The 11,671-nt window shown below is 63.3% G+C and carries 11 protein-coding genes; 7 read left to right on the top strand and 4 right to left on the bottom strand.

The genetic code is table 11. The features are described from left to right. Positions 1-328 precede the first annotated feature (328 nt). Entirely contained in the window at positions 329-1,588 is a 1,260-nt protein-coding gene (locus J3E64_RS12810; RefSeq protein WP_253343408.1) for a Xaa-Pro peptidase family protein, read from the bottom strand. Positions 1,589-1,640: 52 nt separating this feature from the next. Beyond that, complete coding sequence (locus J3E64_RS12805; protein WP_253343438.1) at positions 1,641-3,125, bottom strand: replicative DNA helicase; 1,485 nt, start codon at positions 3,123-3,125, stop codon at positions 1,641-1,643. Between the two features lie 114 nt (positions 3,126-3,239). Between J3E64_RS12805 and J3E64_RS12800 the strand changes: the two genes are divergently transcribed. The 6 genes from J3E64_RS12800 to J3E64_RS12775 all read left to right on the top strand — a co-directional run bounded on the left by J3E64_RS12800 (position 3,240) and on the right by J3E64_RS12775 (position 9,140). Beyond that, entirely contained in the window at positions 3,240-3,722 is a 483-nt protein-coding gene (locus J3E64_RS12800) for a UPF0262 family protein (RefSeq protein WP_253343407.1), read from the top strand. A 28-nt stretch (positions 3,723-3,750) separates the two neighbouring features. Then, positions 3,751-4,419 (top strand): GH25 family lysozyme, encoded by a 669-nt coding sequence (locus J3E64_RS12795; protein WP_253343437.1) that lies wholly within the window; start codon positions 3,751-3,753, stop codon positions 4,417-4,419. After that, a complete protein-coding gene (locus J3E64_RS12790; RefSeq protein ID WP_367398628.1) occupies positions 4,416-4,877 on the top strand; it encodes a cytidine deaminase in 462 nt (153 codons plus the stop codon). Before J3E64_RS12795 ends, J3E64_RS12790 begins: the two co-directional genes overlap by 4 nt. Positions 4,878-4,882: 5 nt before the next feature. Next, positions 4,883-5,437 carry a dCTP deaminase gene (dcd, locus tag J3E64_RS12785; RefSeq protein ID WP_253343405.1) on the top strand — a complete coding sequence of 185 codons (555 nt, stop codon included), beginning with the start codon at positions 4,883-4,885 and terminating at the stop codon, positions 5,435-5,437. Between the two features lie 15 nt (positions 5,438-5,452). After that, positions 5,453-6,232, top strand: coding sequence for a metallophosphoesterase family protein (locus J3E64_RS12780; RefSeq protein ID WP_253343404.1), 780 nt, complete (start codon positions 5,453-5,455; stop codon positions 6,230-6,232). A gap of 109 nt (positions 6,233-6,341) precedes the next feature. Further along, positions 6,342-9,140 (top strand): TonB-dependent receptor, encoded by a 2,799-nt coding sequence (locus J3E64_RS12775; protein WP_253343403.1) that lies wholly within the window; start codon positions 6,342-6,344, stop codon positions 9,138-9,140. A gap of 4 nt (positions 9,141-9,144) precedes the next feature. Here the strand turns inward: J3E64_RS12775 and J3E64_RS12770 are convergent, their stop codons facing one another. After that, positions 9,145-9,840, bottom strand: a complete 696-nt coding sequence (locus J3E64_RS12770; RefSeq protein WP_253343402.1) for an anti-sigma factor — start codon at positions 9,838-9,840, stop codon at positions 9,145-9,147. Further along, positions 9,837-10,325, bottom strand: a complete 489-nt coding sequence (locus J3E64_RS12765; protein WP_253343401.1) for an RNA polymerase sigma factor — start codon at positions 10,323-10,325, stop codon at positions 9,837-9,839. The genes J3E64_RS12770 and J3E64_RS12765 overlap by 4 nt, the downstream gene beginning before the upstream one ends. A 125-nt stretch (positions 10,326-10,450) precedes the next feature. Here J3E64_RS12765 and J3E64_RS12760 point away from each other — a divergent pair, with 125 nt between their 5' ends. Continuing rightward, positions 10,451-11,665: a S8 family serine peptidase gene (locus J3E64_RS12760; RefSeq protein ID WP_253343400.1), complete on the top strand. Its 1,215-nt coding sequence runs from the start codon at positions 10,451-10,453 to the stop codon at positions 11,663-11,665. The last annotated feature ends 6 nt before the right edge of the window (positions 11,666-11,671 follow it).

Here is an 11,671-nt window from a genome sequence, read left to right as displayed (position 1 = left end):
GCCAGGCCGCTCTTCTTCTGACAATGGAACCCCCGCCCTAGTCCGCGCAAATCCCCTCCACACATGATCTTGAACGCAGCAGGACGAGATCGTGCGTTAACGCAGCGGCGGCGTATATGCCTGATATGACAATATGAAGCAACTTGGGTTCGACGAAATAAAGCCGTGAAAACAATTCTGACGGTGATCGTCACATTTACCCAAAATGCCACGCCCGACGGCCATGATCTTGACAGGCGATACTGTGCACCCCGACCGGACCCTGCGCCTCGGGCACCTTCGAAAGCCGATTGCCAACCCGGCCAGATAGCCTGCCCTGCGGCCGTCACTATCCCATCGGGTCGTCTATGGCCGCTGGCGGTTTCGAGAACCAGACCGGCCCCTGCTCCGTCATATGGAAGCAATCCTCGGTCCTGATGCCCATGCTCCCCGGAAGATACAGGCCCGGTTCGTTAGAGAAACACATGCCGACGTCCAAAGGCGTTTGCTCCCCGTGGACGAGGTTGACCGGTTCATGCCCTTCCATGCCGATGCCATGACCCGTTCGATGGGACAAGCCAGGCAAGGCATAACCGGGGCCATAGCCCAGCGACTGATAATAACCGCGCACGGCATCGTCGACCGTCCCCGCCGGGGTGCCCAGCTTCGCAGCGGAAAACGCGATTTTCTGCCCCTGCGCCACTTCGTTCCAGACCTTGCGCTGCTGCATGCTCGGCGTCGCGCCGTAGACGAAGGTGCGGCTGATGTCCGATTGATAATCCTCCACCGTGCATCCGCAGTCCATCAGCACGACTTCCCCCGCGCGCACGGCTTGCGGCTTGGCCGACCCGTGCGGATAGGCGGCCGCTTCTCCCAGCAGGATGAGGTTGAACTCCGCCCGCCCGCCAAGCTGGCGCGTCGCAGCGGTCATCAAAGCGCCGATGTCGGCAGGGCTCATCCCCGCCCCTATCTGCGGAGCGGTCCAGCGATATGCGGCAACGGTGATGTCCGCCGCCTTCTGCATCAAGGCGATTTCGGCGGCCGTCTTGCGCATCCGTATGGCGCGCGTAACCGGGTCCAGGATAAGGCTGGTTTTCGGAAGCGCGGCGTTGAGCCCATCGACGACGAAATAGCGGACGCTTTCCTCAATCCCGATGCGACCGCGCGTCAGGCCTTTGGCCGAGAGATAGTCGGCGATCAGGGAATGCGGATTTTCATGCTCCTGCCAAACCCGTATTTCCGCAGGAATCGCAAGCGACTCCTCGATCGAGGGCCGCTCGAAAAAGGGGCACATGACCATCGGCGGACCGTCCGCCGTGATGACGGCGGCGGTCACCCGCTCCGACCGGTGCCAGCGCACGCCGGAATAATAGACTAGGCTCGCCCCCGGTTCGACCAGCAAGGCGTCGATGCTGGCGGCCTGCATCATCGCCTGCGCGCGCGCCAGTCGGTCAGCCCGCTCTGCGCGATCGATCGGCGATACATCGTCCGTCAGTGTTCGCAGCGCTTCGGCTGCTTTTTCCCGTGCGAAAAGACGTGGCGAGACGGCCATCGCCGCAACCGCCGCGCCTCCAAGCCGCAGCAAGCTGCGCCGATCGTGCAGCGTCATGGCACAGGTCACAACGGCATCCCGGGGGCGCCATGCAAGCCATCACCGCGCGTCATTCATAGTCCAGGTCTTGGTAGCTGTCGTCGGCAAGGTCGGAAAAGCGGGTTATCTTCGCATCGAAACGCATACGGATGCGCCCTGTGGAGCCATGACGCTGTTTGGCCACGATTACCTCGGCCAGGCCATAGATGCGCTCCATATTTTCCTTCCACGCTGCGTAGGCGCCTTCGTCGTCGGGCTTGGGCTCCTTGGCAGCCTCGTAATAGTCCTCCCGGAACACGAACCAGACCATGTCCGCGTCCTGTTCGATCGATCCCGACTCGCGCAGGTCCGACAATTGCGGCCGCTTGTCCTCGCGCTGCTCGACCGCTCGGCTGAGCTGCGACAGCGCGAGCACGGGCACATGAAGTTCCTTGGCCAATGTCTTGAGACCTCGGGAGATCTCCGAAATTTCGTTGACGCGATTATCGTTGCCCCTCCCAGTGCCCTGAAGCAGCTGAAGATAATCGACGACGATGAAGCCGATGTCATGGCGGCGCTTTAGACGCCGGGCGCGCGTACGCAGCGCTGCAATCGTAAGACCGGGCGTATCGTCGATGAACAGCGGCAATTCCTGCAACTCCCGCGCGGCGCGGGACAGATTCTGGAAATCGGCGCGGCTGATCTTGCCCATGCGCAACGCTTCGCCCGAAATACCCGACTGCTCGGCCAGCACGCGCGTCGCGAGCTGGTCCGCGGACATTTCCAGGGAGAAGAATGCGGTCTTCGCGCCCATATTCTTGTCCGGCCCGATGCCGTCGGCATTGTCGCGCACCCAGCGCGAAGCAGCATTATAGGCGATGTTGGTCGCGAGCGAAGTCTTGCCCATGCCCGGACGGCCCGCCAGGATCATTAGGTCGCTGTTGTGCAGGCCGCCGATTTTGGCATTCAGGCTGTTGATGCCGGTGGTGATGCCCGACACATGCCCGCCGCTGTTGAGCGCACGCTCGGCGATCTGCACCGCCATGGTTGAGGCCGCCAGGAAGCTCTTGACCGAACCGGTCTCCCCCTCGCCTTCCGAAACCTTGTACAGCGCAACCTCAGCCGCTTCTATCTGCTCGCGAGGATTGACGTCCTCGCTGGTGTCCAGCGCATTTTCGACGAGCTCCCGTCCGACACTGACGAGCTGGCGCAGCAGGGCAAGGTCGTAAATCTGGCTGGCGAAGTCCCGCGCGCCGATCAGCGCGGCGCCGCTGCCTGTCAGCTGCGCCAGATAGGCCGGACCGCCAAGTTCCCGCAGTGCCGGATCCTGTTCGAGCATGGGCTTTAGCGTCACTGGATTGGCGACCATGTCCTTGTCCAGCAATTTCATGATCGCGTCGTAGATGCGCCCGTGCAGCGGCTCGAAAAAATGTTCGGCCTTGAGCTTGAGCTGTACATCCTCGGCGATTCGGTTGTCGATCATGATGGCGCCCAGCAGCGCCGCCTCGGCCTCGACATTGCGCGGCAATTCCGTCCCGCCCGCTTCGGTGGCGTTGATTTTCAGCAGTTCGACCATGGTCCCTCTTTCGTCCGCCCGCGCGCCCCGCGCAAGGCCCGGATCGGAAACCATCTGTGGATAAGTCACGCTTGCATTTCCCGACGTGCCGCCGCACTGACTGATCGGTTCATCATGACCAATCCGCGCATCATAGATATCAAGCTCGACGAGCGCACGATCCTGTGGCGGAACGCCGATGTGGAGCAGGAACGGCGCATCGCGATCTTCGACCTGCTGGAGGATAATCATTTCGCTCCCCAGCGCAGTCATCCCGACGGCTATGCCGGCCCCTACAAGGTTCTGTTGCGCGTCGAGGATGGCCGGCTGGTGATCGAGATCAACCGGGACGACGACCACCCGTTGGAAGCGATCATCCTGGGATTGGGCAGGTTCCGGCGACCGATCCGGGAATATTTCGCGATTTGCGACAGCTATTATCAGGCGATCAGCAATGCCTCGCCTCAACAGATCGAAACGGTCGACATGGCGCGACGGGCGATCCACAATGACGCGGCGGAAATGCTGAAGGAAAGGCTGGAGGGCAAGATAGAGGTGGACTTCGATACAGCACGCCGGCTTTTCACACTGATCTGCGTGTTGCATATCAAGGGGTAGTAGGATCGCGCGCTTGACCTTTGGGGGCTTGCTGGGCCGCGCGGCTGCAGTGCTGGCCATAGCCGCGGCGCTCGCGCTGGCGATGTTCCTCTATGCCCGTGGATGGGCGCCCTCACGCGATCAATATCCCGCGCAGGGCGTCACCATCAGCGCTGACGACGGTGCCGTCGATTGGGGCACGCTCGCGGCGCAAGGGACCGATTTCGCCTATATTCGCGCGGCGCAAGGGTCCGATATGCGCGACGCCGCCTTCGCAGCCAACTGGCGCGGAGCCCGTGCTGCGGGAATGCGCTATGGCGCGATGCTCGACTATAGCCTGTGCCGCCTCGCCAGCGAACAGGCGACGCGTTTCATGACGACCGTACCGAGAGACAACGCCGCCCTGCCCCCTGCCATCCGGCTGACGTTCGATCCCGCCTGCCCGGCGCGGCCGGGACGTGACCTCGTCCTGTCGGAACTCAACACGCTCATCAACCTGGTCGAAGGGCATGCCGGCAAGCCGGTGCTGCTCAATGTGACCGAAGCGTTCGACAAGGTTTACGACGTCGGGTCCGGTATCAACCGCACCTTGTGGCTGGACGGCAATTTCTTCCCGCCCGATTACGCCACACGACCTTGGGTGATGTGGACAGCAACCGACATGCGCCATATCGACGGGGTCGACGGGCCGGTAAGATGGGATGTGGTGGCGCCATGACGCAGCATGACAAAGGCGTAGACGAACTGGTCGCCGCCGCCCGCGACGCCATGACGCACGCCCATGCCCCCTACAGCCGCTTCGCGGTGGGCGCGGCCGTCCGCCTGATCGACGGCACAATTATCACCGGCTGCAATTTCGAGAACGCCAGCTATGGTCTGTCCCTGTGCGCCGAGACAGTGGCCCTGGCCAGTGTGAACGCCCAGGGTCGCTTTGCCGATGTCGCCGCGATCGCCGTCACCGGCGGCGCGATGGACGCGGCGGACGAGGCAGTGGTCACGCCCTGCGGCCGATGCCGGCAAATCATGAACGAGGCGGAACAGATGGCTGGTCGCACCCTCGCCATTTATTGCGCAACGCCTTCGGGGAGCCGCGTCAGCGAATATCGCGTCGCCGACCTGCTGCCCCACGCCTTCGGCCCTGCCGACCTTGGCATCGGTCCCATTGCAAAGAGCTGAGAAACATGGCCATTCTTTCCGACAAGTGGATCCGCCAGCAGGCGCAGGATCACGGCATGATCGAACCCTTCGTCGAAAGCCAGAAGCGGGACGGATGCATCAGCTACGGCTTGTCCTCCTATGGCTATGACGCCCGCGTCGCCGACGAGTTCAAGATTTTCACCAATATCGACAGCGCCGTGGTCGATCCCAAGGATTTCAACGCCAACAGCTTCGTCGATCGCAAGACCGACTGCTGCATCATCCCGCCGAACAGCTTCGCGCTGGCCCGCACGGTCGAATATTTCCGGGTGCCGCGCGACGTGCTCGTCATCTGCCTGGGCAAGTCGACCTACGCCCGTTGCGGCATCATCGTGAATGTCACGCCGCTGGAACCAGGCTGGGAAGGACATGTCACGCTGGAATTCTCCAACACAACCCCCCTCCCTGCACGAATATACGCCAATGAAGGCGCGTGCCAGTTCCTGTTCCTCAAGGGCAACGAGCCGTGCGAAGTCAGCTATGCCGACCGAGCCGGCAAATATATGGGGCAGCAAGGGGTGACACTGCCCCGCCTGTAATGCGACAACCGTGGAATGACGAGTTGGCGCGACTGGTGGCGACGTGACGATGGGCTGAACGACCGGCCCCGCGCCGATGTGGGTGATGATGTCCGCGTCTATGCCATCGGGGACTTGCATGGCCGGCTCGACCTGATGGAGACGCTGCTCGACCGCATCGCCCAGGACGGCCGGGCGCGCGGATCGATGCAAACCACCATCCTGTTCCTGGGCGATCTGGTCGATCGCGGACCGAATTCGCGCCGGATCGTCGAACGGATGATCGACATGATGGCGACGGGCGACGAGGTCCGCTGCCTCAAGGGCAATCATGAAGAGCTGTTTGTGCTTGTCGCGCGGGGGGAGGTTCGCGCGGTGCCGACATTCCGCAAGGCAGGCGGCGCGCAAACGCTGTCGAGTTACGGCCTGCCTCCGCTGGATTTCGAGCGCATGGCCGACCGGGCGGTCGCGGACTGGGCACTCAACAATGTCTCCCGATCCCATGTCGACTTTCTCGATGCCCTGCCCGACACCTTCGAGACCGGGGATTATCTGTTCGTGCACGCCGGCATCCGGCCGGGGGTGAAGATCGCGGAGCAAAGGGGGGAGGATCTGCGCTGGATCCGGCACGACTTCCTCGATCATCAGGGCGCCCACCCCCGCATGATCGTCCATGGCCACAGCATTACGGAAGATGTCGACATACGCGACAACCGCATCGGTATCGACACGGGCGCATTTATGACCGGCCGGCTGACGGCGATCGGTATACAGGGGACGGCGCGCTGGTTTCTCCAGACCGACCCGACTGCCTGATCCTTCGCACCAAAGACACTCATTTGCAGCCCCGGGATGGCGGGTGCGTCACGTCCTTTCGTTTCCTAAAGAAGAAAGGACAAATCGCTGCCATCAGGGGGGACATATCGTGCGCGTCCATCATGCGTTGACCCGAGTGTGGCTGGCGCTCTGCCTTGCAGCCATGCCGGTCGCCGTCTTCGCCGCCCCGCAACCGTCGTCCGAGCTCAAGCAGCGTCATAAATTCGACATCCATGTGCAGCCGCTCAGCGGCGCGCTGCGCGAATTGTCGGCGCAATCGGGAGTCCGCATCCTATTCCCGTATGACGAGGTGGCCCACATACGCAGCCGCCGCATCCTGGGATGGCTTTCGACCGAGGAAGCGCTCAACCGCCTGCTGGTGGGTACCAATCTGAAAATGACCCAGGCCGCCGCAGGCGTGATCGCCCTGGCCGTTCCGCCAAAGGGCAGCATCGCCCGGCATGGTGGTGCTCCGCTTCAGTTCGCGCAAGCGGACTTCGCCTTTTCGAGCGATTCAGCGACCTTGGCCCCGGCGCTGGACCCCATAGTGGAATCCACGCCGATCATCGTCACGGGCACGCACCAGACAACCCGCACCGTGGCCGACAGCATGGCGCCGATCGACATATTTTCGGCCCGGGACATGGAGGCGAGCGGGAAGCAATCCCTGCGCGATCTTCTCGGCGCGCTCCTTCCATCAATGACCGTATCCAACAGCGGGGCTGGCGCCAGCTTCGCGGTGAAGACATTGTCGCTGCGCGGTCTGGCCGGAGATCAGCTATTGGTGCTGGTAAACGGCAAGCGACGGCACAATAGCGCCACCCTGTTCATCAACGGCACCACCCAAAATGGTCAGTCGCCCCCCGATCTGGACCTGATCCCGGCGAACATGATCGAGCGGGTCGAGGTGCTGCGCGATGGCGCTTCGGCTCAATATGGGTCGGACGCGATCGCCGGCGTCGTCAACATCATTCTCAAGGGCGACACCCATGGCGGCGCATCGGTATCCAGCGGCGGAACATGGGACGGCGGCGGCGAACAGAGCCGGTTTCAGGCCGACAAGGGCTTCGCCATAGGCCAGGGCGCGGTCCATGTCGCGATCGACGCCAATGTTCAGGATCGCACCATTCGCGGCGGTCCGATCACGTCCAGCCTTTACGCGGCCGGTGATCCGCGGGAAGCGACGGCCGACAGGATGCGCAACAAGCCGGGCCAGCCGCAGGTGACCGGCCTCAACCTGACCTATAACGCTATCATGCCGACCGGTGCTGCCGTCGACATATACAGCCATGGCACATGGTCACGCCGCCATGCGGATGCCTTCCTGACCTATCGCACGCCGGCCAGCGTGTTGAACATCGAGCAGATATATCCCGAAGGCTATATTCCGCACTTTCATGTTTACGATAGTGACGTGCAGCTTGTGGGCGGCATTCGTGGCGAGGGGCCGCTGGCCATCCATTTCGATCTCAGCTCCTCATGGGCGCAGAATCGCAGCAGATATTCCGAGGCCTCTCTCAACGTATCGATGGGCCCGGACAGTCCCACGCGTTTCCATGTCGGAACCGTCCGCACGACGGAGTGGACCACCAATTTCGATATGCAAAAGGATGTTGCCCTGGGCTTTGCCGACCCGCTTTTGCTCGCTCTGGGCGCTGAATATCGCGAAAACAGCTACAAAATTGAGGCAGGCGATCCCGCCTCCTATATCGATGGGGGCTATCGGGCGCCGGTAGGACTGCCTTTCGCGGGTATGCCCCGGATCCCGGGTGCCCAGGGCGTGACCGGCTTCGCGCCGGCAGTGGCCGGGAATTACAGGCGCCACGCCTGGTCCGCCTATCTCAACCTGGAACAACGGGTCGCCCAGGGTTTCGAGCTGGCCTTGGCCGGACGCCACGAGGATTATTCGGATTTCGGCACGACCAACACCTGGAAGGGACAGGCAAGGGCCGAGCCGGTGCGCGGCGTCGCGCTCCGCGGTACGGTCAGCACCGGCTTCCGGGCGCCCTCTCTTCAGCAGCAATATTATGCCTCTTCCAGCACGATCGGCGTGCTGTTCCCCGGCGAGGCGGCGACAAGGCTGGCGCCGGTAAGGGCCTTGCAGGTCAATGATCCCGTCGCGGTCGCGTGGGGGGCGCGGCAACTCAAGCCCGAAAAATCGACCAATATTTCGGCCGGGCTGATCCTGACGCCCTCGCCCGGCCTCAATATCACCGTCGACGCCTATCAAATCCGTATCCGGGACCGCATCCTGCTGAGCGGCGTCCTGACCGGGGGGGCTAACGGGCTGGGAAACCTGCTTGCCGCCGCCGGTCTGGCGCCCGATCAAAGCGGCTTCTATTTCTCCAACGCTGCGACCACACGGACCCGGGGCCTGGACATTGTGGGTACCTATCGCGCCAACCTCGGCGGGATAGGTCGACTGGTCCTGACCCTTTCCGGAAATATCAACCGGACGGTATTCACCCGGCTGGACGTGCCGGATGTGCTGGCCAACATCGGCGTCAGCCTGATCGATCGCGCCCGACAGGGCGATTTTACGAAAGGGACTCCGCGCAACAAGGTCATTGCCAATGCACACTGGCAGCGGGGCAACGCCTCGATCAACGTGCGCGCGACCCGCTATGGCGAAGTGACCCAGGTCGCCGCACGGACGGTTACCGTTAACGGAACGACTTATTATCCGGATGAAACGATCGACCCCAAGGTCATATTTGACCTGGAACTGGACTATGCTCTGGCGCGTGGAGTCAAATTGGCGGCCGGCGCGAACAATCTGTTCAACATTTATCCCACAAGGCTGAGCGACGTTAACCGCGGCACTTCCGGTTTCGCCCTGTACAATGCCTATTCGCCCTACGGCATCAGCGGCGGATATTATTATGGGCGGCTTTCCTTGAGCTTCTGAGCGATCATTGCCAGCCGGAGCTCCGCGCCATCTTCTCGCCAACCGCGTCGACCGGGGCACCATCGATCAGTGATTCCACTGTGTCCATGATTCGCGCGTCGGCCGACGAGGCCCGACGATATGTCGCCGCGTGGTGGCCCGCCCCCGGCAGCGCCTGCTTCACTTGCCAATCCTTGCCCTGCCGACAGGCCACGCCGGCGACAACACCGTCGAAGCTCCGGCACCAGCCGCCGCCCTTCCGCCGGAAGCTGAGGCCGATACGGATCGCCGCATCGTCCTGCGCCGACGCCAATTGCGTGTCCAGCGCATCGGCCAGCGCTCCCTGCGCCACAAGGTTGCCATTGTGAAGGCCGATCGGCCCGGCGTCCGTGCCGGACGAAAAGCGCCCTATGCCGAGCCCCAGGACCAGACTGGCGGCGATCGCCCCGCCTGTCGCCCAACCGCGCCATGCGGGCGCGCGGCGCCGCATTGGCACCATCGTGCTCTCCTGCTCCAGCAGGGCAAGAAACCGCTTGGGCACGGCCTCTTCAGCGACCGGCGCATAATGGCCTGATAATCGGGCGCGGAGGCGACGATGCGTCGCCAGCCGTTCAGCGAGCGCGGGGTCTGCCGCCACCGCGCGTTCCACACGACGCCGGTTGACCTCGTCCAGCTCGCCGTCGACCAGCGCCATCAGCATGGCTTCGTCGATCCCGCTCATGCTGCTTCTCCCATCAATTCGATCAGCGCGCCACGCCCCCTTACAAGGCGGGACGTCAGGGTTCCCATGGGAATGTCCAGCAGGTCAGCCGCCTCCTTGTAGGACAGGCCTTCCACCAGCACGAGCGCTATCGCCTCACGCTGTTCGTCCGGCAGCGACTGCATCGCCCTTTCAACATCCGACAAGTGCATATGCGCTTCAATGTCCCGGTCACCGGCATGTCCGACCTGTGCGCCTGCTTCCTCCGGCGCGAACGTCCTGGCCGCACGCTGGCGGGATCGTGCCTCATCTATCCATAAATTTCGCATGATACGATACATCCAGCTGTCCAGACGCGTTCCCGGCTGCCACTGATCCCGCGCCTTCAGCGCCCGTTCGAGCGTCGCCTGGCAAAGATCGTCGCCATCGGTCCGGTCCCGCGAAAGGCTGGCGGCAAAGCGGCGCAGCCGGGGCAGGATTGCCAACAGGTCGTGCTCGAACGCCATCTCGTCTCCAGTTCAGGTCGGGGATGAAACGAGCCACCCCGCACGTTTCATCCGTTCAGAACAGGCGCGTCGGACATTTTTTTGCCATGGGTCATTTTGCAGGTGAAAGGACGGGTGGAAGCAACATGAAACTGACGTATCCGTGGATGGTTTCCGGTCTCATCCTCTGCGCCCCTGGCGCTCAGGCCCAATTGCTTCCCACGGTCAGCCGCACGGTGCCGGACCTGATCGGTCAGGTTGAAGACACGGTGGATCCCGCCAGGCTCGACCGCCTGTCCCCGGCACGCATTGCCGACCGACTGGTGGCTGCACGCGCACGACGGATCACCGGCCTGGTACGCGCCCATGGCGACCGGATCGAACTGGACGACCGACAGGAGCCCGCACGACGCGGTGTCATCCTGCTGACCGGTGTCGAGGACGCGGCGCTCGAAGCGCTGCGGAGCGCAGGTTACACGATGGAGATCGAAACGGTGGAAGGTCTTGGCCTTCCCGTCGCGCGGATTGCCCTGCCCGCCGGGCGCAACCTCGCCAAAGCAATACGGCAAGTTCGGAAACTGGCGCCGCGCGCGCAGGTCAGCGCCGACAATCTCTATTTTCCCAGCGGCATGCCGCTGCCGATGATCACCGGCGCCATCGGCACAAACCGGCACGTCGAAGGCAAGGCGGCGGGCATGATAGATGGCGGGGTCGCGCGACACCCCGCCTTGCAGGGTGAGATCGAGCAGCGCGGTTTCGCGGCGGGCGCGCCAAGCCCCAGCGCACATGGGACGGCCGTGGCGTCGCTGATCAGCGGCAACGGCATGGTCACCGGCGCCGCGCCTGGCACCCCCCTGCTGGTCGCTGACGTCTTTGGCAATGATCCGGCCGGTGGCGGCGCTTTCGCCATCGTCCGCGCACTTGGCTGGATGGCGGCGCAGCGGGTTTCCGTCGTCACCGTCAGCCTCGCGGGACCATCCAACCCATTGCTCGACGGCGCCATTCGCCTTGCCCGCGACAAAGGCGTGACCGTGGTCGCGGCGGTCGGTAATGACGGTCCCGCCGCTCCGCCAGCCTATCCGGCTTCCTACCCTGGCGTGATCGCCGTCACGGGCATAGATGCACGCGGCAATATCCTGCCAGAAGCCGGTCGTGCGCGCCACGTCGATTACGCCGCGCCGGGCGCCGACATGCAGGCGGCAACCCTGGATGGAAGGAAAGGGCCGGTGCGTGGGACCAGCTTTGCGGCGCCTCTGGTAGCCGGACGCCTCTTCCAGCGCGGCAACCGGTCGGCATTGCAGGAAGAAGCCATTGGCGCACGGCCACCTGTCATTTGCAAAAAATGTACAAATAATGACTGATATTCC

It is taken from the genome of Sphingobium sp. OAS761, from assembly GCF_024168485.1.
Taxonomy (GTDB): Bacteria; Pseudomonadota; Alphaproteobacteria; order Sphingomonadales; family Sphingomonadaceae; genus Sphingobium.
The sequence above is the reverse complement of the archived record's forward strand: the minus strand, read 5'-3'. Positions and strand labels throughout refer to the sequence as shown.

Bases quoted from the DNA above. Each gene is read 5' to 3' on its own strand.
- J3E64_RS12810 (WP_253343408.1), bottom strand. From the start codon at position 1,588: ATGACGCTGCACGATCGGCGCAGCTTGCTGCGGCTTGGAGGCGCGGCG.
- J3E64_RS12805 (WP_253343438.1), bottom strand. From the start codon at position 3,125: ATGGTCGAACTGCTGAAAATCAACGCCACCGAAGCGGGCGGGACGGAA.
- J3E64_RS12800 (WP_253343407.1), top strand. From the start codon at position 3,240: ATGACCAATCCGCGCATCATAGATATCAAGCTCGACGAGCGCACGATC.
- J3E64_RS12790 (WP_367398628.1), top strand. From the start codon at position 4,416: ATGACGCAGCATGACAAAGGCGTAGACGAACTGGTCGCCGCCGCCCGC.
- dcd (WP_253343405.1), top strand. From the start codon at position 4,883: ATGGCCATTCTTTCCGACAAGTGGATCCGCCAGCAGGCGCAGGATCAC.
- J3E64_RS12780 (WP_253343404.1), top strand. From the start codon at position 5,453: ATGACGAGTTGGCGCGACTGGTGGCGACGTGACGATGGGCTGAACGAC.
- J3E64_RS12770 (WP_253343402.1), bottom strand. From the start codon at position 9,840: ATGAGCGGGATCGACGAAGCCATGCTGATGGCGCTGGTCGACGGCGAG.
- J3E64_RS12765 (WP_253343401.1), bottom strand. From the start codon at position 10,325: ATGGCGTTCGAGCACGACCTGTTGGCAATCCTGCCCCGGCTGCGCCGC.
- J3E64_RS12760 (WP_253343400.1), top strand. From the start codon at position 10,451: ATGAAACTGACGTATCCGTGGATGGTTTCCGGTCTCATCCTCTGCGCC.